Source organism: Acetobacter senegalensis, assembly GCF_001499615.1.
In the GTDB taxonomy this organism is placed as follows: Bacteria; Pseudomonadota; Alphaproteobacteria; order Acetobacterales; family Acetobacteraceae; genus Acetobacter; species Acetobacter senegalensis.
Genome location: NZ_LN606600.1, coordinates 988,123 through 1,013,642 on the forward strand (window position 1 = coordinate 988,123; position 25,520 = coordinate 1,013,642).

Genomic DNA, 25,520 nt, shown 5'->3' on the forward strand with positions numbered 1-25,520 from the left:
TTTTTCAGAACGATATGCGGGAATGCAGGCCGAACACCAGTTCATCCGCCACTTTATGGCCCGGCCATTTCTGGCTTTCCAGCCCGCCGGAGGGGTTGAAAACATACTGGAAATCCGGCTGGAGCACGAACCATGGCTGGACCTCGGCCTGATAGGTGAGTTCCATATGGTTTTCCGTTCCGGGCGCATGCTGGCCCAGTGCGCGGTAATAGGCCCGCGCGCCGGAGCTGGCACGGCCAAGCCCCCAGCCAAGCCCCAGAGTATCATTCTCCCTGCCTGCAAAAGGTGCTTTGAGGTTCACCCCGGCATCCACCGCGTAACTGATCATGTTGCGATCTCCCCCATTGCCGGTGGCACGGGCAAAAACGCCCAGCGAGGTGGGTGATTTACGGTAAGGGCGCCAGACCATCTGGTCCACAATGCCGTACAGCAGCCAGTTGCCCCGCACCATGCGCGGCTGTGTGACCTCACCCCGCGCATAGGCTGCGCCCAGAGACTGACCCTGCACATCATGCCGCCAGTCGGGAAAGCGGGCGGTATCATAATAACCGCCCAGTTTGTACACACCGGGCAGGCCGTGGCCGCTGCGTTTCCGGTTGGGGTGGTCCTCATCCGGTTCCGGGTTCAGGGCGTATTGCACCTCACCAATCAGCAAAGCGCCGGTATCCATATTGAAGCGGCAGCCGCAGGCATCATTGGTGGTCTGGCTGGTGGCGTCATGCATGTTGCCCTGCCCCTGATTCTGCACGGTAAAGGAGTTCCACTGGTTTCCCGGCGGGTTATCATCCGCTGCGGCAAACATCAGCGTCACGTTTTCCGCTGGCCGATAGCGCAGCCTTATGGCGGGCGAGGCCAGAGGCCAGGATGGCCCCCCGGCATACAGGTTGGATGAAGGCCCCATGGGCCAACTGAAATTGGCGTTCAGATACAATGCGCCATAGGTGGTGATAAGAAACTCGGTATCCAGATCCTGCTGGCCGATCTTGATATCCAGCGTGTCATCCCAGAAGGCCTGCTCATACCACAGTTCAAACAGACGGGTGGAGCGGTCAGCCTCGATGCCGCTTACGGGATTATAGGTGTTCAGGTGATCCTGCGTGATGGAACGCCCATGGATCTGCAACGCGCTGACGTTGAACACAGCATCCTTCAGGCCGATCATCTTCTCCAGATCAACCGTAAGGGTGGGCATGGTCACACCATTGAAGGATGGGCCGGTGCCGGGGCCACGTTGCCCTGCGCCGGGCACGCCGCCTGTCAGGTTGCCCCACAATTCATCCACTTCCTGCAGATCGAATGTGACACCATACCGGGCCAGCCAGGGGCGCAGCCCGCCCATCCGGCCCAGCAGGTTATCATCCATATCGGAATCCGTGTCGGTAATCTGATCATTATCCGTATCGGGCGGCGTGGGCGGCGGCGTGGGCACGGCATGCTTGCCCCGGCCAATACGCGGGTGCGTGGCCTTGCCGGGCGCCATACCCACACCACGCTGCGCGCCGGGCTGGCGGCGCATGCGGGTGGAAGCTGGCCCAATGCGCTGCACCATGGGCCCGGAATCCCCCAGCCATTCCTGATCAAGCTGAACCTGAGACGGATCAACCGGCTGCGCCAGCGCCTGTGGGACCGAGACAAACAGCGTACTTCCCAACAGGCAGACACCCACAACCGATTTGCAGCCCGCCTTACCCGTACGCCCGAAATGTCTGTCTGCCGCCACTCTTATCCCTACCGCTGCCTGTGCCCGGCGGTACTCTACTGCACTTTGCCTTGCCTGTCTTAACGCAGAAGGACGGGGGCTGTTCAGCTTCCTGTCAGGTTGGCGGGGTATGCCTGCCCTGTTGCTTAACCCGCCACAATGGCGGGAAGGCTGCATCTGCTGAGTGAGGTTCAACCCGGACATGAGGCTTTCTGCCTGTTGCTCTGCCCTTATGGTCTCCGTGCCGCTGGTGTGTGTGCCCTTGCAGAAGGGGCGGGCGCAGGCTCCTTCCCACACAAGCTGGCAGGCGCATACCACACATGCGTTCAACACAACCAACGCTGAGCCTGCGCTGACGGAAGTGAGCGGACATGCTGGTGGGGCTTTGCCTTTTCCCTCCGCACTGGCGCTGGCATGGCGGCTGGACCCCAACCGTAATGAACTGACCGTAAACCGCAGAACGGCGGAATCCCGCGCCAAAGCAGCAGGGTCATGGTTTGCGGGGGGGCCGATTGTGTCTGGCTCCTACTTTGATGACCATTTTATTGGCAGCAATGAAGGCTACACGACCTATCAGGGGGAAGTGAGCGTGCCGCTCTGGCTGCCGGGGCAAGGCAGCGCCACGCGATCCGTGGCGCAGGCGGAAGCTGAGGGGGCGGAAAAACAGGCCTCCGTGGCCCATATGGCGCTGGCCGTGCGCCTGCTGGACGCCACGGCTGCCGCCCTGCTGGCCCAGAAACGCGTGGCCACCACCGCCGCCTTCCATACCGCCGCCAGCCGGATCAGCGCCGATGTGGCGCATGCCGCCCGCCTGGGAGAAATGACGCAGGCAGACCAGCAGATGGCGGATGCCACACGGGACACCGCACGGACCGATTACGCCATGGCGCAGGAAGAAGCCCAGAACGCGGCCGCAGCCCTTGAAGCCCTGCTGGGCACCCCGGAAATACCGGACATTCTGGCCTACACCGCAACGGAAAGTGCAGCCCTACGGCTGGCCAACACCAACGCCGTAGAAGAAAATGACCCCCGCGTGCAGGCAGCCACCAAGGAGCGGGATGCCGCCCGCGCCGCCATGCAGCTTGCCCGCCGCTCCTTCATGCCCAACCCGGAACTGGGGATTGGGGGTATTCATGAAAAACAGTACGGCAGCCCGTGGGATAACCGCGTGGGCGTGAACTTTACCATGCCCCTGCCCAGCGCCGTGCATAGCGCGCCGTTGCTGGCGGCGGCACGCAACCGGCAGGCAGCGGCGGACAGGCAGGATATTCTGGCCCGCCGGATGGTGCGGCAGGAAGTGGCGCAGGCCCGCGCCCGCCTGCAAGCCACGCTCGCTGGCCTGAAAAGCGCTCGTGCCGCCGCGCAGGCGCTGGAAAACCGGGCCACCCTGCTGGAACGCTCCTGGCGGCTGAAAGAAACCCCGCTGGATGACGCCATCCGTGCCCGGCAGGCTGCTTATACCGCCGCCATGGCGCGGAATAGAGCAGAAATTCTCTGGCACGCCGCCATTGTCCGCGCCCTGATTGCCACGGGTGATCTGCCGGGGTTGGCATACGCAAGCGCCACACAGCACCACCTTTCGACCATTGGCGGTGCCATGCCACAGCAGGCGGGTTGGTCCGCTCAAACTGCTGGTGCTGGTGCTGGTGCTGGTGCTGGTGCTGGTGAAAATGATCTCTACGGTGCGGAAAACGCAAGTGGCGTGACGGATGCTGCGGGCAGCGCCACCCAGCGCAACGGTGGGCTGCGTATTCCCGCTTCTCTGGACACGCCGCAGCCTGATGATGCCGCCGCCCCATGAGTGATTCCCGTCTGACAACGCCCAACCGGTTCGGCACGGTGTGCGGCACGCCAGTTCTCATCTTTTCGCCAACGCCAACCTGCTGCCGCACGGTTCCGCGCTTTTTCCATGGACACGGGTTTTTCTGATGTGTGCTTTTCCCCTCGGTATTTTTCCACTTTTCCGAAGCGGAGCAACGGGCAGACTGTCAGAAGGACGCACCCCTGACGTTGTTCAACCCGTGCGCGTTGGCGTCTTGCGTCTTGCACGCCTGCTCTCCTTACGGAACACCCTACTGCGGGGAAGCGTGTTGCCGGAAAGAAAGCCAGACCCAACAGACGGAACAGGCTGGATGCGTTCCGTTTGGGCCGCCGCCCTATGCGCCACAGTGTGGCTTATCGCCCCCGTGCCTGCCCATGCTGAAGATGCTCCCACCGCATCAGGCGGGAGCCAAGCCATGCCCAACGCACCCGCTGCGGCGGAAGATGCCGCCCAAAAACCGCTGACACTCTCTGCCGAGGCTGTCCGGAATGAGGGGATACGCTGTGTGGCCGCAGTGCCCGGCACATTGGCCCATATGCTACCTGCCATGGCGCGGGTAGTGCCAGATACCACGCATACGGTTGCCATTCATCCAGCAGGCACGGGCAAAATTCTCTCCATTGCGGTGTTGCCGGGGCAGTCCGTGCGCAAGGGGCAAATGTTGCTCCAGTATCAGAATCACGCGCTCCATATTGCGCGTTTGCAGGAAACACAGACCCGCACGGCACTGGCCGCCGCGCTGGCGGCGCAGAAGGAAGCGGGAGAAGCCTATGGCCGCGCCCGTGCGCTGGCGGGCACAACAGTTTCAGCCGGGGAAGCCCAGAGACGGCTGGCCGCCCTGCAACTGGCGCGGGAGAACGTGGCGGCACGGCAGGCGGAACTTGGTGTGCTGGAACACAGGTTTCAGGAAGAATATACTTCCGCTACGGAAGAACATGCCGCGCAGGATGAAACCTCCACCCTGATTGCCCCTTTTGATGGCACTGTCACCAGCCTGACCACCGCCATTGCCGCCGATGTGGACCCGGCCCTTGTGCTGATAACGGTGAGTGACACCCAGCATGTATGGATTGTATCAGATGTGGCCCCACAGGATGCAGCCCTTCTGGCCGCAGGGGGCATGCAGCAGACCCTTCTGCCCGCGCAGGGCAACGGGCCACCCCCGCCTGCCCTGACCTCCCACATGGAAACCATTGATACCGGGACAGACCCCGCAACCGGGCTGGTGCAGGTGCTCAGCCGTGTGCAGAACAACGGCACAACGCTGCGTCCCGGCATGGTGCTGAACAGCCTGCTGCAAACCACCCAGCAGGCCAGCGGGCTTGTTATCCCGGCCGAGGCCGTACAGACCCTTGATGGTCAGGACACGGTTTTTGTCAAAACAGCCGAAGGGACTTTTCGCCCCACGCTGGTAACGCTTGGCATGGAAGAAAACGGGCAGGCCCTTATACGCTCCGGCCTGAAGGCGGGGGATCAGGTGGTCACCCACGGCAGCATTGCCCTGAAAGGCATGGTGGTTCTGGCTGGCATGGATGCGGACTGATACTGTGGAAGCCCTGTTTCATACATTTTTAAAAGCCCGTTTTCTGCTGCTGAGCCTGCTGTTTCTGATTCTGGCCGGCGGCATTGGCGCGACACTCGGCCTGCCGGTTGAAGCCGTGCCGGATATTTCCCCCCAACAGGTTCTGGTGACGTCCATCGCCCCCGGCCTTGCGACGGAAGAAGTTGAAAAACTGATTACCTTCCCTGTGGAAAGCAGCATGGCGGGGCTTCCGGGTATCAAGGATCTGCGCTCTGTTTCCCGCTCTGGCGTATCCGTTGTGTATGTGCAGTTTGAAGACAGCACGGATATCAATCTGGACCGCACCCGCGTAAGCGAGCGCATGGCGCAGGCACGCGCACAGCTGAGTGTGCCCAACGTAACCCTGAACATGGGGCCGCTGAGCACCGGGCTTGGCGAGATCTTTCAGTTTGAACTGAAAGGCCGGGGTTATTCCCTGATGGACCTCAACCGTATTCTCACATGGACGGTGGCCCCCCAGATCAAACTTGTGCCCGGCGTGGTGGATGTAAACATTGGCGGCGGTGCGGAGGAAACATGGGCCGTAACGCTGGACCCCGCCCGCCTGCTGGCCTACGGGCTTTCCGTGGGTGATGTGTACAAGGCTGTTGAAGGCAGCAACGCGGCCTCTGGCGGCGGGTGGATTGAACACCATGCCGAACAACAGATTGTGGTGGGGCGCGGGCTTTTGCGCACGCTGGATGATTTTGGGGCCATTGCCGTCAAGACCAATGTGGGCGGCACGGCCATCCGCCTGCGTGATCTGGGGCAGATCAGCCCGCAGCCCCGCACCCGGCTGGGCGCTGTAACCCGTGATGGAAAAGGCGAGGTTGTAACGGGCGTTGTGATGATGGAACGCGGCGCGAGTTCCGGCGCAACGCTGGCCGCGCTGAAGGCGGCGCTGCCGGGTATTCTCCACTCCCTGCCCGCCGGGGTGACACTGGAACCGTTTTACAGCCGCGCCTCCCTCACCCACCGCACCATTGCCACCGTAAAGGAAAATCTGGTTCTGGGGGCAGCGCTGGTGGTGATTGTGCTGCTGGCGGTATTGGGCAACCTGCGGGTGGCGCTGCTGATTGCCTCAGTCATTCCATTTGCGCTGCTGTGCGCCATGACAGGCATGCGGCTGTTTGGCATTTCGGCCAATCTGCTCAGTCTGGGCGCTATTGATTTCGGCATGATTGTGGATAGCTCGCTTGTGGTGGTGGAACATATTCTCAGCCGCCGCCAGCGCGAGGGGCATGTTCCGTTTGCTGATCTTGTGGTGTCCGCCACCCGGCAGGTGGTGCGGCCGGTCAGCTTTGCCATTCTGGTGATCATCATGGTCTATCTGCCGGTGCTGACGCTGGAAGATATTGAAGGCCACATGTTCCGCCCCATGGCGCAAACGGTGATCATGGCGCTTGGGGCCTCCCTGCTGTACTGCCTGGTATGGGTGCCGCTTCTGAGCGCACTGGTTTTGGCCCGCATTCATGTGCCCGCAGAAACGGGGATCATCCGCCGCATGCGGGTGCGGTATGAACCCCTTTTGCGCCGCTGCATGCGCAGGCCCCGGCTTGTGGCGGGGGTCATGCTGGGCACCTGTGGCGTGGCCGCTGTTCTGGCGTGGCATCTGGGCAGCGAATTTGTGCCCCAGTTGGAAGAAGGCGCGCTGGTGGTGCACACCATGCGCCTGCCCAGCCTCTCCCTTTCTGCCACATTGGAAAGCGTGCAGCAGGAAGAGCGGATTTTAAAAAGCTTTCCGGAAGTGGAGACCATTATCAGCAATACGGGGACAGCCGCCATCCCGACAGACCCCATGGGCCAGAACGAGACTGATACCTTTATCCTGCTGAAAGAGCATTTTTCTGGCCGGAGCCAGAGCGCGCTGGTAACCGCCATGAACAGCCGCCTGCAACATGACCTGCCAGATGCCCTGTACTCCTGGACGCAGCCGGTGCAGATGCGCATGGATGATCTGCTCTCTGGCGTGCGCACACAGATTGCCGTTTCCATTTACGGCGAAGATCTGCACATGCTCTCCCAATTAAGCGGGCAGGTTGTCAAAGCCATGCAGGGCGTCCGGGGTGCTGCGGACGTTATGGCCGGGGATGATGGCAGCGTTCCGTTTGTGCAGATCCTTGTTAACCGGGAAAACGCCGCCCGCCTGAATGTGCGTGAGCAGGACATTCTGGACATGGTGGAAGCCATAGGCGGGCATATAGGCCGCCCGGTAACACAGGGCAGCGCCATGATTGCCACGCAGGTGCGGCTGGCCTCTGCCTCCACTGGTTCACTGGATGCGATAAAGGCATTACGGTTGCGGCGTGCTGACGGAAAAGGGGCTGTTCTGCTCTCACAGGTTGCGGATATCACGCAAAAGGACGGACCACCGCGCATCAGCCGTGACGCCATTCATCGCCGCATGGTGGTGGAAGCCAATGTGCGCGGGCGGGACCTAGCCTCCTTTGTTGCGGAGGCGCAGGCTACGGTCAAACGTGCTGTGCCCCTGCCGCGCGGTTACACCATTGAATGGAATGGCCAGTTCAGAAATCTGGAATCGGCCTCCAGACGGCTGGCGGTGGTGGTGCCCATTTCTCTGGCGCTGATCTTCATTCTTCTGGTGGCGGCCCTTGGTTCCGCCCGCTTGGCGGCGCTGGTGTTCTGCAACCTGCCCGTGGCTGCCTCTGGCGGTATTTTTGCGCTGGTGCTGCGGGGCCTGCCGTTCAGTATTTCCGCAGGCATTGGCTTTATTGCGCTGTTTGGCGTGGCGGTGCTGAATGGTGTGGTGCTGATCAGCACGGCGGAGGCCATTCGCCGCCGGGGTGTCGGCCCTGCCCGCGCGGCCCTGACCGCTGCGCATGAACGTTTCCGCCCGGTTATGGCCACCGCCCTTGTGGCGAGCCTTGGCTTTTTCCCCATGGCGTTTTCTGCCTCCGCCGGAGCGGAGGTGGAGCGTCCACTAGCCAGCGTGGTTATTGGCGGGTTGGTTTCCTCCACAATGCTGACCCTGCTGGTGCTGCCTCTGCTTTATGCCCGGTTTGGTCCTGCGGCAGAGAAAACGAGAGCGGAAGAAGGATATTCTGTCGATACTGTCTGACGTTGCTTCAAATACGTTTCCGGTTTTATGCAAAAGAGAAGTTCGTAAAACTGGGGCGGAGCATGGAAGCTTTTTTGTCGCGGTATCAGATAAGCTTCCACGTTGGCATAGGATAACCCGAAAGGCCGCCAAGACGACATGACAAGGCTGCGGAAAACCGATGTGAAGATACCGGTGAGACGACACATGCAGCCCGGAAGCAGGAAGGGGAATAAGCGGCCACCAGCTTTACGGAAAGGCGGAATATTCTATACTCCGTTGGCCCAGTTCCTCTTTCCATGCTGCACCGGATCAATGCCCCGCCCCCGCCTGAAAAAACTGTTTGCCGCAGCGTTGTGTCTGGTTATCAGTGCGCCGGGGGTGGCGCTGGCTTCTCTGGTTCCGGATGATACAGTCATCCTGCCGAAGATGGCGCCATACTTTACAACGGGACATCCGCTGAATGAAGCCGCCATCATGGTGTTTGCGCGGCAGCACCCGGAAAGCTGTCAGGCCATGCTCCGGCAGATTTCTGACCAGCTACCGCCTAATAACCAGATTTTTTTCTATACGTCCTTTGTTCAAAAACTGGTGCACCCGGCCAACGAAGATCTGCTTCTGTGCAAATTACGCGCCCTTACCTTTCTGGCCAGCAGACAAACTCAAGCAGGCACACCGGAGGCTGCACTCGCCAGTTATGACGCCATTCTGAAAACGACCATACCGGCAAAGTCTCTTGCAGGAGAACGGATTGTGCAGGCCACACGGCTGCGCAAGGCATCTCTCCTTACCCAGACTGGCCAGATGGAACAGGCGCAACGCCTCTTCAGCCAGTTGCTTGATGTGCCGTTTCCGCAAGACCCGGCGGAAAAGACCCTGTGGGTGGAAGCCTTTGAAGGCCAGATGCGCGTTTTTCTGGCACAGAACAACACGGCAGCAGGTAGCGCAGCGTGTGACCGCGTGATTGCCGCCCCGCACCCTGCCGAGGATGATACCGCGCAGGAACGTTATGCCATTGCGCTGTATTACAAAGCCGTTTTTCTGGCCAGACAGGTTGCCCTGCTGCATCGCGCCCATACCGATGCTCCGGCGGAACAGGCGGCAGGCACGCAGGCTTTGACCACGCTTGATACGCTACTGACCACCTTCCTGCACACGCAGGATCTGGCCATACAGCATACGCTTGCTTTTGCACTGGGCACAAAAGCCTCACTGCTTGTTCTGGAGAAAAAACCCGAACAAGCAGTGGCTGCTCTTGATACCCTCATCACCATTTTTGCCAGCAATCCGGACCCTGCTCTCCAGAACGCCGTGGCAGACGCATATGGCCGAAAAATTTCCCTCCTGAGAAATGCCGGGAAATATCAGGCTGCCATAAAGACTTTCTCCGTTTTTGATCGCACCATGGGGCAGAACACCCAGCCATTTGTGCAACAGACACGGCTGGCGGCGGTGGATGCTGCGGCGTGGTCTGAACATGCGCTAGGCCATACACAAAGGACGCTGGACCTACTCAATTATGGCTTGGACCTGATGGCCCACGGGGAAGCACCGGAGGATAGAGAAAAGCAGGTTTCCTTCGCGTATGAAAAAACGGAAAACCTGCGGGAACTTGGCCGAAACACCGAGGCTTTTTATCAGAAGATCGACCTTCTGCGCACCTTTTACAACCGCTTTCCCACCCGCATCAATGTCACGCTTCTCTGGACGCTGAAGGATATTTACGAGACCGCATCTGGCACCGATAACTGTAACATGGCCCAAGCCCTGTTTGATGATCTTCTGGCACAAGGCGAACAGGATACCGCGCCAACGCGCCATACGCTTTTTCTGCAAATGCTCTATGCCAGAGCGTTACTTTCCTATTTTTGCAACAGAAAAGCGGATGCCTTTCAGCAGTTTGGCAGCTTTATAACCACGTTCAGGGCGCAGCCTGACCAGTTCAGCCAGATTTTGCCCTATCTTGCCCTGCACAGGCAGGGCGTTATTCTGGCACACCAGAACAGGAACGATGCCGCCATGGCCGTTTATGATCAGGCTCTGGCTGACCCCGCCTTGCTGGGAACCCCAGAGCTTAGAGTGGCGGCAAACAAAATTCTGCTTGCAAAATCCTTTTTGTATTCAAAAGAAAAGCAATGGGAAAAGGTCATACCGCCTCTTGATCTGCTGATGGAGCGGGAGGCACAGAAGCCTTTTGCGCGCTCCGATTATCTTCTGGCCGCCAGCAACAAGATGGATGCGCTCAACCATCTGCACAGGCCGCAGGACTCTGTCGCGCTTGGGCAGGAGGTTCTGCGCCAAATGCAGCCCGTACGGTTCTCTCCAGACCTCCGCTATCTTGCCTCGGTTCTGGACAATATGGCCGATGCCCAGCAGGCATTGAAACAGCCGGAGCAGGCTCTGGCGACATATGACATACTGGTAACGCGCTTCTGGTCCATGCGTGACAGCCCGGTGCCCCGCACCATGGCGCGGGTGCTCTACCGCAAAGCCCGGTTGTTACAAACGCTGGGCAAACCTGCCGCGGCAAGCGCCACATTGGACAGGCTGATACAGACGTTTCAGTATAGCCCGCAGCCACAGATACAGGCTTGGGTCATCAAGGCGTGGGATGAAACCCACCCTCACCCTTTTCTGCCCTGATGCCGCCTTGCCTGCTGGCACACAGGGCACAATATGCCCGGACCGTACGGAGACCATCGCCATGCGTATTCTGATTGTGGAAGACGAACCCCATCTGGGCGCTGCCGTGCAGGAGCGCGTGCGGCAGGCAGGCCATACGGTGGACTGGTTTACCACACTGGATGACGCACGCGCCGCCCTTGCCGCCGTACGGTATGACTGCCTGCTGCTGGATCTGGGCCTGCCAGACGGCAGCGGCCGCACCCTGCTGCGCGAAATCCGCAACACGCCCTCCCCCATGGCCATTCTGATCACCACGGCCGAAGACCAGATCAGTGAGCGGATTGCCGGGCTTTCAGAAGGGGCGGATGATTATCTGGCCAAACCGTATGATCTGGAAGAACTGGTGGCGCGCATTGCCGCCGTGGCGCGGCGATACCGGCCATTGGTGGATAACCGGCTGGCAGTGGGAGACATTGAGATTGATCTGGACCGCAAACGCTTGACCCGCTCTGGCCAGACCATAGATCTGACCGCACGGGAATGGGCCCTGCTGGAACTGCTGGCCCGCAGGCCGGGGGCCATCTGCTCCCGCGAGCGGATAGAAGATGCGCTGTACAGTCTGGAAGAAGAAGTGGGCAGCAACACCATCGAAGTATTTGTCAGCCGGGTGCGCAAAAAACTGGGGGCGGACCTGATCCGCACCGTGCGCGGACGCGGCTACTGCCTTGAACCATCACAAACAGCATGACGCACGCCATGCCCCCTTCCTCTGCCGCCACCACGCCAGCCTCCGTGCGCCAGTGGCGGCTTTCAACCCGGCTGGTGCGTGGCGTTATTGGTGTGGTGATTGGCTGCCTTGCCATTGTTGTGCTTCTGACCGGGGCTTTTACAAAATTCGAGATTACCGAGCGGCTGGATGACTCCCTTCAGGAAGTGGCGGAACGATTGCAGTTTGCCGTTCTGGTGCTCAACCAGCAGGGCAGCGGGCATGATGTCGCCCATCTTTCCAACATCATGCCGACTTCTCTGGCGTATCAGATTACGGATGCGCAGGGCCATGTGCTGCTGCGCTCCTCCAACGCGCCGGAGAGCGGATTTGTCACGCCGCCGCAGGCCGGTTTTTTCATGCAGCATCGGTTTAGGGTCTATGTCACCCCGGCAGCCCAGCCTGACCGCTTCATTATGGTGGGGGAGCCCCGCGTGCACCGGGCACAGGCCACGCACCACGCCATTCTGATTGCGGTTCTGCCCATTCTGGGCGCCATACCGTGCATCTGGCTGCTGGTGGTGTGGATTGTGCGCCGCAGCCTGCGCCCGCTGGTGCGGCTACAGGGTGAAATTCAGGAACGAGGCGGCGGCAACCTCAACCCCGTGCCGCAACTGGATCTGCCGGTGGAGCTTTCCACCATTCAGGCCGCCGTCAACCTTCTGCTGGAACGGCTGCACAAGGCACTGGCCGCCGAGCGCGCCTTTGCCGGCAACGCCGCGCATGAACTGCGCAACCCCATAGCCGCCCTGCTGGCGCAGGCACAGATGCTCCGTGGTCAGTTGGCGCGACAGGCGAGCACCGTCCCGCTTCCCCTGCCTGCGAACACAATGGGACAAATCGCGCCTGCCACCTTGCCCGCTGACGCACTCTCTCCTGCAGGCACTGGCACTGGCACTGGCACTGGCACTGGCACTGGCACTGGCACTGGCACTGGCACTGGCACTGGCACTGGCACTGGCACTGGCACTGGCGTGATGCCGCAAACTGCGTTGTCTGCAAGCGAAAAAGCAGAGCAAACCGCCGTGGAGGACGCAACATACCGGCTGGACGCCATGATCAGCCAGATTCAGCGCCTGAGCCGCATTGTGGAAAAACTGCTGCAACTCTCCCGCGCGGTGGCTGGAACGGGGTTTCGGCGGGACAAGTTTGATCTGCTGCCCGTGTTGCACGTGATGGCGGATGAACTGGACCGCCCCCAGAACAGCGATAACCCGCGCCTGATGCTGGAAACCGGCTGCTGCACCCATCTGAGCGTGCGGGGGGACATGGATGCTACCGGAATCCTGCTGCGCAACGTGCTGGAGAACGCCTTGCGCCATAGTCCGCCGGATTCCCCCGTGCGCGTCAGTCTCGCTTTGGCGGACTCACCTATGGGAAAAGACATTATCTCTCGCACGCAGGCTGAGGGCGCGACGGGTTCCGGCTTGGCGGCATTACGGCAGCAGCCGGAGATGGCAGACGCTGTTATCCTGACTGTAGAGAATGCCTCGCCCGCTTTGCCGGACGCGACACTCAGCAAACTGACAGACCCGTTTGTGCGGGGCGGCTCTCAGGCCGAAGGCAGCGGGCTTGGGCTGGCCATTGCCCGCACCATCGCCAGACATATGAACGTGCCGATGCAGCTTGCCTCCCCCATACCGGGGCAGAAAGACGGCTTTATGGTGCAACTGATTTTCCCGCAGGATGCGGCGTAGATCAGTTCCACACAGCTTTCCTTCATCAGAACGGCAGCAGCGACAGAAAGGCGGCGGAGACGTCGCCTGAAAAGGCGTCACGCTGCTGACAGAACGCTCTTGCAGCGCATGGCGGCATTCCTGTGTGAGTGGGAATACTGTCTCGTGGTCAGAAAGCTGCCTGCGCAGCCCATGCCCCATGCCCCATGACCGAGAACCAAGAACCAAGAACCAAGAACCAAGAACCAAGAACCAAGAACCATGTGCCGTGTGCCGTGTGCCGTGTGCCGTGTGCCGTGGCAACTGGCAACTGGCAACTGGCAACTGGCAACTGGCAACTGGCAACTGGCAACTGGCAACTGAAAACTGAAAACTGAAAACTGAAAACTGAAAACTGAAAACTGAAAACTGAAAACTGAAAACTGAAAACTGAAAACTTTTGACTGGAAAAAGGGAGATGTGAAGCCTTGATGAGGAAACATCAGAGCCCCCTTCCGACGGCAGGCGCAAAACGGCGCGGACCTGCCTGAAGGAGGGCTCACTTCACCCTTTTCGTCCGTTATCTGGCGCTGTTATTGGGCCTCGGGTGCTGGCGGCGTAATGCGCACCAGAATGTAGGGACGTTCCTGCATGTCCTTGCCATTATGGAAGGCAGGCAGGCGGGCCCATTGGCCCACCGTCAGCAGGATGGAATTGCCATCAAACGCCATGCTGTCTGGCGCGATCAGACGGGCGTCCTGCGCCACGAGAGAAAGCGTGCCATCTGGCGCGCGGCGGACAATGGCGTGGCGTTCAATGTCTGTCATATACAGGCTGCCATCCGGGGCGGTGGCCATGCCATCCATGATGCCCACTTCACCTTCATCCTTGACCGCGCCTTCAAGCGTGGCGTCCGAGGCCGCGCTGTCCGCCAGCACAGCGGTAGGAGCACTATAGAGGCGGCGGGAGGACAGCGGAGACCAGTAGAGGCGTGTGGAATCCGTGCTCAGGGCCACGCCATCCACCCCGCCCTGCGGCACAGTGGGGTGGTCTGCATCAAAACGGCCAAGACGCCCATCGGCCTCCATCACAAAACCGGGCACGGGGCTGACGGAAACCGTATCAGCCAGAATACGCCGCGCCTGCCCGCTGGCCAGATCAACCACAATCAGGGCCGGGTGAGTGGTCTGCGAGGTATCACTGATAAACGCCGTACCTGCGCTGCCGTGGGTGAGGTCAATCCGCACATCATTCACGTGGCTGTCTGCCCGCACGGCGGGCGCGGTCAGCGCATAACGGCGCACAATGGTGTTGGTGGTGGGGTCAATATGCAGCAGGGCGGGTTTTGCCTTGGCCTTGCTGCCTGCGCGCACGCCTTCATCCAGCAGCCAGAGCTGGCCGTTGCCATCCACCGTCATGCCTAGCGGGGAAATGAGCTTGCCTTGCGCCTTCGCGCCGGGGAACGGTGCAAGCTGGCCCGGTCTCCATGTGGCCAGAACCGGGCCTTTATGCCGCTGCGCGCTGGTGGGGAAGGACAGCACAATCCGCCCATCTGGCAGGCGTGCAATGCCGGACGCCTGTTCATCCGCAAACCGGTCTGCCACGATCAGGTTGCCGGTGGTGTTCCAGCCATGCACCGTGGTGTCTTCCGCCAGCGCCGTGCCAGATACAGCACCCAACGCCACCGCCCCCAGAAGCGCACTGCACAGCCGCCACGCGGAACGGGACCGCACCCGTTTACGAGCAAGAGCATGGTTTGCGGAATGTGGGGGAAGCAACATCATATCTGGCGTTCTTTCTTGATGAAGGCGACGTGGCCTCTCAGCGGTGCAAGGCTGGCGGGAACAATGGAGGACTGAAAAGACTCAGGCGATGCCCAGGACGGGACATCTGGGTGGAAAAGATCGCCCTTTTTAGCACAACGTAACCAAACTGATCTGACGGTCTTGCTGAACTGGGTTGCTGGCAGTGCGGCGCGCCAAACGTCCGTACCTTTTCTGCCTCGCACGCTTTTCGGCCCGTTTGGAGCGGGTTTCTCCACGCTCCCCACTGCAACGAAGTTTCAGGCCATCTTCCGCACTGCGGGCAAGCAACACCTGCCACGCCCGTGCGGAAAGAGGAGCGCCGGTTCAGCCCATTTTGGCCTCGCCGGACACTTTGCCTCAGGCGCTGATGCGTTCCAGACCACCCATATAAGGACGCAGCACCTCTGGCACGGTGATGGAGCCATCCTCGTTCTGGCCGTTTTCCATAACCGCAATCAGTGTGCGGCCCACGGCCAGACCGGAACCGTTGAGCGTGTGCACAAACACCGGAGCTTCACCCTGCTGCGGACGGAAGCGGGCGTTCATACGGCGGGCCTGAAAATCCCGCGTGTTGGAGCAGGAGGAGATTTCACGCCACGCGCCCTGCCCCGGCAGCCACGCTTCAAGATCAAACGTCTTGGCTGCCCCAAAGCCGGTGTCTCCCGCGCACAGCAGCACACGGCGGTAGGGAATACCCAGCTTTTCCAGAACGGTTTCGGCACAGCGCGTCATGCGTTCGTGCTCGGCGTCACTGTCTTCCGGGGTGGTGACGGACACCATTTCCACTTTTTCAAACTGGTGCTGGCGCAGCATGCCGCGCACATCGCGCCCGGCAGACCCGGCCTCGCTACGGAAACACTGGCTCAGCGCCGTCATGCGCAGGGGGAGCGTCTTGCCGTCCAGAATATCTCCGCTCACGGAGGCCGTCAGCGGCACTTCCGCTGTGGGGATCAGCCAGCGGCCATCTTCCGTGCGGAAGGACTGATCGGCAAATTTGGGCAGTTTGTCCGTGCCATACATGGCGGCATCATTCACCAGCACGGGCACCTGTGTTTCCGTGTAGCCGTGATGGTCCACATGCAGGTCCAGCATGAACTGGCCGAGTGCACGGGCCAGCCGCGCCAACGCGCCACGCAGCACCACAAAGCGCGCGCCAGAGAGCTTGCCAGCAGTGGCAAAATCCATCTGCCCCAGCGCTTCACCCAGTTCAAAATGCTGGCGGGCGGTGAAGGCGAAGTCCGGCTGTGTGCCCCACACATGCTGCACCACGTTTGCGCTCTCATCCGGGCCATCGGGCACGGTGGGGTCAAGCCGGTTGGGCAGCGTCGCCAGAAGGGTCGCGGTCTGGCCTTCCAGATCGGTTACGCGGCGTTCCAGCTCTTCCATGCTCTCACGCAGGGTGGTGCCTTCCGCCTCAAGCGCGGCGCTATCTCCACCCGTGCGTTTGAGGGTGCCGATCTCACGCGCCAGCGCCTTGCGGCGGGCCTGCTTTTCCTGCAACGCGGTCTGGGCCTGCCGCCGTTCCTCATCCCACGAGAGCAGTTTCTGCGCTACGGGTTCCAGCCCACGGCGGGCCAGGTCGGCATCAAAAGCGGCAGGGTCTGCGCGCAGGGCGCGGATATCATGCATGGGTCAGAAAGCCCCTTGGTGAGTTGGTTGCGTCTTGCTTCAGTCCTGCTCCGGCTGTGAAGCATCCAGCGGGCGTTTGGGCTCCACAAGCCAAGCAGACAGAATGGAAATCTCGTAAAGGAGAACGAGCGGCACGGCCAGCCCTACCATCGTGATGACATCGGGCGGCATGATAATGGCGGCAATGACAAACGCCCCCACAATGGCGTACCGGCGGAAGCGCCGCAGCATGTCAGCCGAAACAATGCCCGCCCGAGCCAGCAGCGTAAGCACCACCGGCAGTTCAAACGCCACGCCAAACGCCATGATGAGCTTCATGACGAGTGAGAGATATTCAGACACCTTGGCCTGAAGTTCGATCTGCACCCCACCGCTGCTGCCCGGTGTCTGAAAAGACAGGAAAAACCGCCACGCCAATGGGAAAATAAAGTAATAGGCCAACGCGGCCCCAAGGAAGAACAACACCGGTGTGGCCACCAGAAACGGTGCAAAAGCGCGTTTTTCCGAGCGATAAAGGCCGGGGGCAATAAAGATCCATGCCTGAATGGCAATAACCGGAAAGGACAGAAACGCCGCCCCGAAGAACGCCACCCGGATGTAGGTAAAGAAGGCCTCATACAGGGCGGTGTAGATCAGATGCGGCTGCTCGCCCTGCTGGCGCATGATCTCACCCAGAGGGCGGGCCAGAAACAGGTAGATATCGCCCGCATAATGGTAGCACAGGGCAAAGCACACCAGAAACGCAGCCCCGGACCACAGCAGCCTGCGGCGTAGTTCAAGAAGATGGTCAATCAGCGGCATGGGCTGATCGTGAATCGGATCGTCGTGCAGGGTCTCGTTCTCCGTCATGACTGACTATCCGGCTGGGCGCTTGGGCTGGCGTCCGCTCCATGTGCGGTGGGGGTGGCGTGCATGGCGGCGTGGGCTTCTGGCGGCATGTAAGCGGGTTTTTCCTCCACTTCGGTAGAAGTGGCCATAGGGGCAGAACCGCTTGCGGCCTGCGCAACGGCGGCATCTGAACCCGTATGATCCCCTGCCGCGGGGCCACCCGGGCCGGGCGCTACGCTGCGGCCACCATGCAGCACACGCACGGGCGGCAGAATGGCGGGCGGAAACAGTCGCTCCCGCTCCCGCACAATGCGGCGCACAATACCGGGTGGCAGCTCTGGCGGCGCATCTTCCAGCTCTTCCAGCACGGAAGGGCTATCATAGTCGTAAAGCGTACTCTGGCCACCGGGCACGGGCGGCAGGCTGGGCAGCCCGACGCTGCGTTCCTCCAGCATGGCGGAAGAGCCCGCAGGAGCTCCCGATGTGTGCGCAGGCGCTGCATCCAGCGCGCGCGGGCCAGCCGGTGCACGCATCACTGGCCCATCAAGCGGGGAGGATTCAAATGTGCGTTTCAGCGAGCCATCGGAATCAATGGCCTTCATGATCCGCCCGCGCACGTTCAGGTTGCGCAGGTCCCGCATGTGCTCCCGCACCTCGCCCAGATCGGCCTCGCGCACCATTTCATCAACATGGGACTGAAATTCTCCCGCCAGATTACGGGCTTTCTTGACCGCCTTCGCCAGCCCGCGAATAGCCACCGGCAGATCCTTCGGGCCGATCACCACAAGAGCAACCGCACCGATCAGGGCAATCTCGGACCAGGCAAAATCAAACATCGGCAGGACCACTCAGCAGCATAACGCCGGAAGAAGGGAGTTTCTTCCCACAGGCAGGGCTCTTGTTTTCACACATGCAACAGCCCACCCCACCCTGCCGGGTGCTGGTGGGTCTGACACACAGATGCCGTTGGTCTATCACGACCGCTCCGGCGGGAAAACCGTTCCCTCCGCAGGCGTATCCTGCACACTCCCCTCCTGCCCGGCATCGGCGGGACCACTGGCGCCACCATCGGGGGCCTCACGCGGGCTATCCGGCTCTTCAAAGGCGGAGAACGCATCGTCCTCCACCGTGTTTTCGTCGGCCGCGCTCAGGTCCGGGTCTATCTCCACAGGGTCTCCCGCCTGCGGCGCGGAGGTATCGGACTGATCGGTAGAAACGTCATCCTCATCGCGCGCTTGCGGATGGTCGGCGCCTTCTGCGTCCGGCTCGCCCATGGCTGCTTCCGTTGCCTCTGTTCCGACGGCGGCACCTGTTGCACCGGAGGGCTCGGGGGATTCCGGTGAGACCGTCGCCGCTGCGAAGTCTGGACCACCTGTATCTGAAGTCTGTCCCTCCGCCTCGGGCGCATCCTCCTGCTGGTCGCCTGAGGGTGTCCCATCCTGCTGAGCGGCCGCCTGAGCGTCTTCCTCCCTGTCCGGAGCGGAGGCGGGCGCATCAGCGGACGGCAGGCGCGGGTCTGCTTCCAGATTGGGCACATCCACCAGCAATTCTTCACGCCGGGGAAGGTCCGAAAGGGCACGCAGACCAAAATGACGCAGGAAATCGGGCGTGGTGCCCCACAGCACCGGGCGGCCCGGCACTTCCTTACGGCCACGCGGCGCGATCAATGAGGCCTCGATCAGCGTATCCAGCACGTTCTGCCCAAGGCTGACACCACGAATTTCTTCAATTTCTACACGGGTGCAGGGCTGATGATAGGCGATGATGGCCAGTGTCTCCATCACCGCACGCGGCAGGCGGCGCGGGCGTTCCAGCACACGGGTAAGCGCCGGGGCCAGATCTGGCGCGGTGCGGAACTGCCAGCCCCCCGCCACTTCAACGGGTGCAACGCCCCGGCCTTCATACCGGGCCACAAGGGCAGCCAGCACGGCGTTCACAAACGCAGCCAGATTGTCCACCCCATCAGGAATAAGCTGCCGGGCTTCCAGCAACTCCGCCACCCGACGGGTGCTGACTGGCTCGGTTCCGGCAAAGATCAGCGCCTCCGCCAGCCTTACGGCATCGTCCGGCACCGTGACGGATGGCTCCAGCATCGGGTCGGGTAATTTTTCTGCTTCTGCTTCTGCTTCTGCTTCTGCTTCTGCTTCTGCTTCTGCTTCTGCTTCTGCTTCTGCTTCTGCTTCTGCTTCTGCTTCTGCTTCTGCTTCTGCTTCTGCTTCTGCTTCTGCTTCTGCTTCTGCTTCTGCTTCTGCTTCTGCTTCTAAAGCCGTGCTGGTTTGGGTTGGGGCGTCAAGCGAAGATGAGGTAGGGGCCACTCTTTTTTCGGCGTCCCCTTCTGCCGGTTGCGCAGGGTCTTTCAATGCCGCGTGGGTGGACGCGGCCTGCGTGTTATCCGCCATATCGGGCTGATCCGGGGTGGATGGGGTGTTCTGCTGCGGGGGCTGCGGCATAGGGGGAACATCCGGGTTGGTGGTGGTCATGTGTTGTGTCTCCCCCGCTTGCCTTTACGCCGCTTTGACAGCTGCTGGTCTGATGCTGCCTGCACTGCTGCATCGGTGCCCTGCTCTCCCTCCGCCAGACTATCCTCGGCGGCTGCGTCTGGAGCGGGAGGTGTTTCCTCATCCTCCACAGGGTCAATTGGTCCTTCATGGGGGCGAAGCAGGATCTGGCCGAAAGTTTCGTCCTGACGCAGTTCAAGCCTGCCACTTTTGGCCAGTTCCAGCCCCGCAATCAGCGTGCCTGCCATGGCGGCGCGGCGCTGGCGGATGGCATCCTCCCCCACAGCGGCCTCTGGCAGGGCGTCTGGCAGGAAGGCGTCAAGACTGTTCCAGCCCGGCGGCGTTTCTCCCAACAGGCGGGTCAGGCGGGAAAGCGCATCCTGCACAGTCCAGAACCGGATGGTGCGCGGGGCATAGATGCGCTTGCGGGCCGTGCGGCGCATGGCGGCCATATAGGCCCGCATAAGCTGCGGCATATCCAGCGCCAGACCGGAGCGATCAATTTCTATCAGGGTTTCACTCTCGCCGCGCGCCCAGACATCGCGCCCCAGCCGGGGGCGGGCATCCAGCCAGCGGGCCAGTTCCCCCATGCAGGCCAGTTCAATCAGCCGTTCTTGCAACAGTTCGGCGGCTTCCTCGCCCTCCATGGCCAGATCATCTTCGGCGGGCAGCAACAGGCGGGATTTCAGCCACGCCAGCCAAGCGGCCATCACCAGCCAATCCGCCGCCAGTTCCAGCCGCACCTTGCGGGCGGATTCCACCACGGCCAGATACTGTTCCACCAGTTGCAGAATGGAAATGCGGCTTAAATCAACCTTTTGCGCCCGTGCCAGATCCAGCAGCAGATCCAGCGGGCCTTCAAACCCATCCAGATGCAGCACGGGTACGCGGGGCACGGCCTCTTCCGTGCTTGCACTGGCAGCGCCGGGCTGCTCCGCTCCCGCTTCAGGAGACGCTGTTTCCTGAGGGGCCGGAGAAGCGCCAGTTGCCAGCGTCTCGTCCGGGGCCGGGGCATCAGGGTGAAGTGCAGGCCGCTGATCGGCGTCCATCTGTCAGGTCTTGCCTTATCTGTGGCTTACAAACATGGGGTAAGGTGCTCTTTACTCAGGCGGCCTGTTTGGCTGGCCATCCGAACTGGGCCCGCAGCAACCGCATCACGCACGGGCTGACACCCCCAGAACCGAAACGCCCAGACCAATACCGGCTGAAAAAAGCGTTGCCCCCGGAAGCGAGCATCCGGGACGGCATAGCCCGCTTTTGTGACAGCACCGCATGGTCTTTCATGCAAGCACCCCGGCTTTTACGCCGGGAAGAGCCGAGCGCCCCGTAAGAAGCTTGGCCTTTAGCACATGCGGACCGGTTGCCGCGCAGCGGTTACTGGTGCACCTGCGCACAGGCCAGCCCACGTTCCCGCACCGCGTTGCAGAAGGTCCGTGTCTCCGCAGTGGAGGCAAAGCCCGCCACCCGCAGACGATAGAACACTGCGTTATCACGCTGCACTTTTTCCACCATGGGCGTGCGGTCTGCAAACAGAGTGGGATACCGCGTTTTCAGGCGGCTCCATTCCTGCTGTGCCTGCGCTTCAGACTGCAACGCCGCAAGCTGCACGCGATATTTGCCACCGGAAGAGGCCGGGAGCGGCGCAGCGGCGGGAGCCTGTTCCACCTTGCGGGCGGCTGGCGGTGCTGCGGAATCGGAAGCCGCTTTGCGGGCCGGAGTTGCAGGCGCTGCCGGAGTAGTCTGCGGCTGGGCAGCCTTGCCAGTAGCCGCGCCGGAGGCTGCTGCGGCATCACCGGCAGCGGATTCATCCGTTGTGCCGTTGGAAGAATCGGGCAGGCTGGTGGGCTGCTGATCTTCCGCTGTTGGCTGCGCACCGGTAGCCCCGCCTGCCTGAGGCTGATCTGTGCCCTGGGCACCAGCATCAGCCCCTTTGGGTCCCGCTTCCTTGATGTCCGGATCATCCCCCGGGGCATCTGCCGCTTTTTTCGCGTTGTCTGCGGCCTCCGTGCTGGCGGCCTGCTGCCCGTATTGCTGGGCCAGCGCGGTGGGGTTGGGTTTTTCAGGCGCGGGCACCGGATGAGCCTGCCCGTCATCCGGCGTATCGGGCATGGCCACGCCATCAAGCTGCATGCCACCCGGATCAACCGGCTTGGTGCGCATGGCAACAGGCGGTGGCCCCATGACGGGAATACCGCTCTGGTGGTGGCCCAGCAGCGCCCAGCCGCCAATACCCAGCACCAGCAGCCCCCCAAGGCCCGCAGCGCCATAGACCAGCTTGCGGGTTCCGGCATCACTGCTCAGAAACTGGGTGAGAACACTGGACGCAACACCCCCCTTGCCTGCTGGCCCTGTGGGCCGACGGGGAGGCAGGGTGTCATCATAATCCGTGCTCATGCGCTCACGCGCGCGGCTGATCCGGTTATCTGACGAAAAATCCTTGTTATCGTCACTCATCAGCGCATTTCCTCTACGGGTTCCACGCCCATTACAGCCAGACCAGACCGGATAACCGTGGCGGTGGCGGCAACAAGCGCCAGCCGCGCACGGGTTGCCTCTGGCGCATCCGGCTGAAGGAAGCGCAGGGATGCATCATCCCGGCCACGGTTCCACAGGGCATGGAAGTCACTCGCTACGTCTGCCAGATAGAAGGCCACGCGATGGGCCTCCCGCGCAAGGGCTGCGGACTCAATCAGGCGCGGCCATTCCGCCAGACGGCGCAGCAGCGCCATTTCCGCATCGGCTTCCAGCGTGGTCAGGGACACCTGTGCCAGTGCCTCTGCCGTTACGGGGCCGTAGCTGCCATCTTCCTGCGCCATGCGCAGAACGGAGCGGCAGCGGGCGTGAGCATACTGCACATAAAAGATCGGGTTATCCCGCTGCTGCGCCACCACCAGATCAAGATCAAACTCCATCTGGGCATCGCTCTTGCGGGTGAGCATGGTGAAGCGCACGGCATCCTTGCCCACTTCATCAATCAGGTCCCGCAGGGTGACAAAGGTGCCTGCGCGTTTGGACATTTTAACCGGCTGACCATCCCGCAGGATGTGCACAATCTGGCACAGCACCACTTCCAGCGGCACGGTATCATCCGTAACGGCACGCACGGCGGCTTTCATGCGTTTGACGTACCCACCATGGTCCGCGCCCCACACGTCAATCAGCACCTGCGCGCCACGGGCCACCTTATCCGCATGGCAACCGATATCATTGGCGAAGTAGGTGTTTGTGCCGTCAGACTTCTTCAGCGGGCGGTCAACATCATCCCCGAACTGGGTGGAGCGGAACAGAAGCTGTTCACGTTCTTCCCAGTCATCCGGCAGCTTGCCTTTGGGCGGTTCCAGCACGCCTTCATACAGCAGGCCTTCCTTGTCCAGCCGGGTGATGGCGGCATCCACCACACCATCGCGCAGCACCTGAGCTTCAGACGTGAAGACATCATGATGCACGCCAAGGGCGGCCAGATCTTCCTTGATGGCCGTCAGCATATGCGCCACGGCAAAGCCGCGTACGGTTTCAAGCCATGTTTTTTCAGGGGCCGGGCGTGCGCCGTCTTCGGCCAGTTTGTCCCCATATTCGGCCACCAGTTCAGCGGCTACGGGAATAAGGTATTCACCCTTATATTGCAGCCCGCCGGGTGTGAGGTCTGAAAACGCATCTTCCGTCAGGGTGGTGCCCAGCGCCTGCAAATAACGCCAGTAGGTGGCCCAGGCCAGCGCCTTTACCTGTGCGCCGGCATCATTGATGTAGAATTCCTTGGTGACATCAAACCCGGCCTTGGCCAGCAGGTTGGCCAGCGCATCCCCCACCACGGCACCACGGCAATGGCCCACATGCATGGGGCCGGTGGGGTTGGCGGACACATATTCCACATTCACCCGCACGCCTTTGCCAGATTGCGAATCGCCATACCGTTCACCCGCCTTGAGCACGGCAGGCAGAACGGAACGCAGCACATCCGGGGCCAGTGTGATGTTCACAAAGCCGGGGCCAGCAGCGGCCACCTTGGCCACGCCATCCACCTTTTGCAGGGCGGCAACCAGATCTGCCGCAATATCGGCCGGTTTGCGGCGGGCCGCCTTGGCCAGCAACAGGGCGGCGTTGGTCGCCATATCCCCATGCGCGGGGTCGCGCGTGGGGGTTACTTCAACACGGGCCAGTGTTTCTTCCGGCACGTCGGGCAGCAGCCCTCGCACGGCGGCCAGGACATGGTGACGATAAAGCTGGAACAAACACTCAGACATGCCGACAAAATTCCCACTACAAAAGCGATCGAGCCGCGTTTTCAGCCCGGTACTGACAGATCAGTCAACCGGCGATGTTCTTCCATGGCGTAGCGATCCGTCATGGAAGCCACGTAATCCGCCACTGTACGGCGTATGGTGGCGTCATTACCCGCCAATGCAGTTTCACGCCAGCGGTCTGGCAACAGCTTGGGCGACTCCACCAGAATGGTGAACAGTTCCGCCGTGACATGCCGGGCCTTGTACGTCATGCGGTTGACGCGCCAGTGCCGGTACAATTTGGCGAACAGGAACTTGCGGATCCCCTTGTTGGCCTCCGCCATGGCGGGGCTGAACGCCACCACCGGCGCGGATGCGGCGCGGATATCTTCCACACTGCGCGGCGCAAGGTCCTGAAGGTTCTTGCGGGTGCACACCAGCACATCCGTGGCCAGCGCATGAATCACACGGCGCACCATTTCATGCCGGATACGCTGGTTTTTCTGGGGCATATCTGCTGGCAGATCCGCCGCCAGCGCCTGAGCCTGCGCCAGCGCATTCCCCACCAGCGGCACGTCTTTCAGGTCTTCCAGCGTCAGCAGGCCGGATTTCACACCATCATCCAGATCATGCCCATGATAGGCGATATCATCCGCCAGCGCCGCCACCTGCGCCTCTGCCGAGGCATAGGTGTGCAAGTCCAGCGGCCACTGGGCATCAAACTCACGCAGCCACGGCGCGGGCTTTTTGACCGGCCCATTATGTTTGGCCAGACCTTCCAGTGTTTCCCATGTCAGGTTCAGGCCATCAAAGGCCAGATAGCGGCGTTCCAGCAGCGTCACCTGCCGGAGCGCCTGCGTGTTGTGGTCAAACCCCTCCCACGGCTGCATCTGGGCGGCCAGCGCATCCTCCCCCGCATGGCCGAAGGGCGTGTGGCCCAGATCATGCGCCAGAGCCACGGCTTCTGTCAGGTCTTCATCCAGTTGCAGAAAGCGGGCCATGGAGCGCGCGACCTGCGCCACTTCCAGCGAATGGGTCAGACGGGTGCGGAAAAAATCACCCTCATGGTTGATGAACACCTGCGTTTTATATTGCAGGCGGCGGAAGCCTGAGGAATGCACAACGCGGTCCCTGTCCCGCTGCCAGGGGGAACGGGTGGGAGATTCATCCTCCGCATGCAGGCGGCGGCCACGGCCTTCGCCCGGCTGCACTGCATAAGGGGCAAGAAACAGATGGGCTGCGGCCTGTGCTGGCATGGGTGTGTAATCCTGCTCCGTCACGGTGTTCCGGGGCGGGCGTAGGCTGCCCCGCTGGTGCGGCAAAACTGCGTTTCAGGCAGGTTCCACCACATAAG

At 61.5% G+C, this 25,520-nt stretch carries 17 protein-coding genes and 1 pseudogene; 8 read left to right on the plus strand and 10 right to left on the minus strand.

The window, feature by feature from the left end; translation table 11 throughout:
• Positions 1-4: 4 nt before the first annotated feature.
• The gene (locus ASN_RS04460; protein ID WP_231948379.1) at positions 5-1,903 is read right to left on the minus strand and encodes a carbohydrate porin; all 1,899 of its coding nucleotides are present in this window, start codon (positions 1,901-1,903) and stop codon (positions 5-7) included.
• Here ASN_RS04460 and ASN_RS04465 point away from each other — a divergent pair.
• From ASN_RS04465 to ASN_RS19535, 7 genes are all read left to right on the plus strand, one after another.
• Positions 1,902-3,500, plus strand: coding sequence for a TolC family protein (locus tag ASN_RS04465; RefSeq protein ID WP_231948380.1), 1,599 nt, complete (start codon positions 1,902-1,904; stop codon positions 3,498-3,500). The two genes, ASN_RS04460 and ASN_RS04465, sit on opposite strands and share 2 nt — an antisense overlap.
• On the plus strand, positions 3,497-3,628 hold the full coding sequence (locus ASN_RS20405; protein ID WP_269148868.1) for a hypothetical protein: 132 nt from the start codon (positions 3,497-3,499) through the stop codon (positions 3,626-3,628). The genes ASN_RS04465 and ASN_RS20405 overlap by 4 nt, the downstream gene beginning before the upstream one ends.
• Entirely contained in the window at positions 3,628-5,064 is a 1,437-nt protein-coding gene (locus ASN_RS04470; protein WP_167541289.1) for an efflux RND transporter periplasmic adaptor subunit, read from the plus strand. Before ASN_RS20405 ends, ASN_RS04470 begins: the two co-directional genes overlap by 1 nt.
• Positions 5,054-8,161: an efflux RND transporter permease subunit gene (locus ASN_RS04475; RefSeq protein WP_058987346.1), complete on the plus strand. Its 3,108-nt coding sequence runs from the start codon at positions 5,054-5,056 to the stop codon at positions 8,159-8,161. The genes ASN_RS04470 and ASN_RS04475 overlap by 11 nt, the downstream gene beginning before the upstream one ends.
• 294 nt (positions 8,162-8,455) lie before the next feature.
• On the plus strand, positions 8,456-10,783 hold the full coding sequence (locus ASN_RS04480) for a tetratricopeptide repeat protein (protein ID WP_058987347.1): 2,328 nt from the start codon (positions 8,456-8,458) through the stop codon (positions 10,781-10,783).
• 61 nt (positions 10,784-10,844) lie between these two features.
• Positions 10,845-11,513 (plus strand): response regulator transcription factor, encoded by a 669-nt coding sequence (locus tag ASN_RS04485; protein ID WP_058989119.1) that lies wholly within the window; start codon positions 10,845-10,847, stop codon positions 11,511-11,513.
• 8 nt (positions 11,514-11,521) lie between these two features.
• Complete coding sequence (locus ASN_RS19535) at positions 11,522-13,228, plus strand: sensor histidine kinase (RefSeq protein ID WP_167541290.1); 1,707 nt, start codon at positions 11,522-11,524, stop codon at positions 13,226-13,228.
• 551 nt (positions 13,229-13,779) lie between these two features.
• On the opposite strand, the gene ASN_RS04495 is transcribed toward ASN_RS19535, so the two are convergent.
• The 6 genes and pseudogenes from ASN_RS04495 to ASN_RS04520 all read right to left on the minus strand — a co-directional run bounded on the left by ASN_RS04495 (position 13,780) and on the right by ASN_RS04520 (position 20,995).
• Positions 13,780-14,970: a major royal jelly family protein gene (locus ASN_RS04495; RefSeq protein ID WP_231948382.1), complete on the minus strand. Its 1,191-nt coding sequence runs from the start codon at positions 14,968-14,970 to the stop codon at positions 13,780-13,782.
• 378 nt (positions 14,971-15,348) lie between these two features.
• A complete protein-coding gene (gene serS, locus ASN_RS04500; protein ID WP_006560117.1) occupies positions 15,349-16,620 on the minus strand; it encodes a serine--tRNA ligase in 1,272 nt (423 codons plus the stop codon).
• Positions 16,621-16,659: 39 nt separating this feature from the next.
• Positions 16,660-17,469 carry a twin-arginine translocase subunit TatC gene (tatC, locus tag ASN_RS04505; protein ID WP_006560118.1) on the minus strand — a complete coding sequence of 270 codons (810 nt, stop codon included), beginning with the start codon at positions 17,467-17,469 and terminating at the stop codon, positions 16,660-16,662.
• A complete protein-coding gene (gene tatB / locus ASN_RS04510) occupies positions 17,466-18,284 on the minus strand; it encodes a Sec-independent protein translocase protein TatB (protein ID WP_082666788.1) in 819 nt (272 codons plus the stop codon). Before tatB ends, tatC begins: the two co-directional genes overlap by 4 nt.
• Before the next feature lie 617 nt (positions 18,285-18,901).
• Positions 18,902-19,541: pseudogene (scpB, locus tag ASN_RS04515) on the minus strand (SMC-Scp complex subunit ScpB); the annotation flags it as partial.
• Positions 19,542-19,924: 383 nt separating this feature from the next.
• Entirely contained in the window at positions 19,925-20,995 is a 1,071-nt protein-coding gene (locus ASN_RS04520) for a segregation and condensation protein A (RefSeq protein WP_058987349.1), read from the minus strand.
• Between the two features lie 68 nt (positions 20,996-21,063).
• On the opposite strand from ASN_RS04520, the gene ASN_RS19540 reads away from it, so the two are divergent.
• Positions 21,064-21,276 carry a hypothetical protein gene (locus ASN_RS19540; protein ID WP_157765113.1) on the plus strand — a complete coding sequence of 71 codons (213 nt, stop codon included), beginning with the start codon at positions 21,064-21,066 and terminating at the stop codon, positions 21,274-21,276.
• A gap of 44 nt (positions 21,277-21,320) precedes the next feature.
• Here the strand turns inward: ASN_RS19540 and ASN_RS04530 are convergent, their stop codons facing one another.
• Genes ASN_RS04530 through ASN_RS04540 form a run of 3 tightly spaced genes read right to left on the minus strand, consistent with a single transcriptional unit; the run spans position 21,321 to position 25,422 of the window.
• Positions 21,321-22,400 (minus strand): SPOR domain-containing protein, encoded by a 1,080-nt coding sequence (locus ASN_RS04530; RefSeq protein ID WP_058987351.1) that lies wholly within the window; start codon positions 22,398-22,400, stop codon positions 21,321-21,323.
• Positions 22,400-24,187 carry an arginine--tRNA ligase gene (gene argS / locus ASN_RS04535; RefSeq protein WP_058987352.1) on the minus strand — a complete coding sequence of 596 codons (1,788 nt, stop codon included), beginning with the start codon at positions 24,185-24,187 and terminating at the stop codon, positions 22,400-22,402. Before argS ends, ASN_RS04530 begins: the two co-directional genes overlap by 1 nt.
• A 41-nt stretch (positions 24,188-24,228) precedes the next feature.
• Positions 24,229-25,422, minus strand: a complete 1,194-nt coding sequence (locus ASN_RS04540) for a deoxyguanosinetriphosphate triphosphohydrolase (protein ID WP_058987353.1) — start codon at positions 25,420-25,422, stop codon at positions 24,229-24,231.
• Positions 25,423-25,520 lie beyond the last annotated feature (98 nt).

Bases quoted from the DNA above. Each gene is read 5' to 3' on its own strand.
- ASN_RS04465 (WP_231948380.1), top strand. From the start codon at position 1,902: ATGAGGCTTTCTGCCTGTTGCTCTGCCCTTATGGTCTCCGTGCCGCTG.
- ASN_RS04460 (WP_231948379.1), bottom strand. From the start codon at position 1,903: ATGTCCGGGTTGAACCTCACTCAGCAGATGCAGCCTTCCCGCCATTGT.
- ASN_RS20405 (WP_269148868.1), top strand. From the start codon at position 3,497: ATGAGTGATTCCCGTCTGACAACGCCCAACCGGTTCGGCACGGTGTGC.
- ASN_RS04470 (WP_167541289.1), top strand. From the start codon at position 3,628: ATGTGTGCTTTTCCCCTCGGTATTTTTCCACTTTTCCGAAGCGGAGCA.
- ASN_RS04475 (WP_058987346.1), top strand. From the start codon at position 5,054: ATGCGGACTGATACTGTGGAAGCCCTGTTTCATACATTTTTAAAAGCC.
- ASN_RS04480 (WP_058987347.1), top strand. From the start codon at position 8,456: ATGCCCCGCCCCCGCCTGAAAAAACTGTTTGCCGCAGCGTTGTGTCTG.
- ASN_RS04485 (WP_058989119.1), top strand. From the start codon at position 10,845: ATGCGTATTCTGATTGTGGAAGACGAACCCCATCTGGGCGCTGCCGTG.
- ASN_RS19535 (WP_167541290.1), top strand. From the start codon at position 11,522: ATGCCCCCTTCCTCTGCCGCCACCACGCCAGCCTCCGTGCGCCAGTGG.
- ASN_RS04495 (WP_231948382.1), bottom strand. From the start codon at position 14,970: ATGATGTTGCTTCCCCCACATTCCGCAAACCATGCTCTTGCTCGTAAA.
- serS (WP_006560117.1), bottom strand. From the start codon at position 16,620: ATGCATGATATCCGCGCCCTGCGCGCAGACCCTGCCGCTTTTGATGCC.
- tatC (WP_006560118.1), bottom strand. From the start codon at position 17,469: ATGACGGAGAACGAGACCCTGCACGACGATCCGATTCACGATCAGCCC.
- tatB (WP_082666788.1), bottom strand. From the start codon at position 18,284: ATGTTTGATTTTGCCTGGTCCGAGATTGCCCTGATCGGTGCGGTTGCT.
- ASN_RS04520 (WP_058987349.1), bottom strand. From the start codon at position 20,995: ATGGACGCCGATCAGCGGCCTGCACTTCACCCTGATGCCCCGGCCCCG.
- ASN_RS04530 (WP_058987351.1), bottom strand. From the start codon at position 22,400: ATGAGTGACGATAACAAGGATTTTTCGTCAGATAACCGGATCAGCCGC.
- argS (WP_058987352.1), bottom strand. From the start codon at position 24,187: ATGTCTGAGTGTTTGTTCCAGCTTTATCGTCACCATGTCCTGGCCGCC.
- ASN_RS04540 (WP_058987353.1), bottom strand. From the start codon at position 25,422: ATGCCAGCACAGGCCGCAGCCCATCTGTTTCTTGCCCCTTATGCAGTG.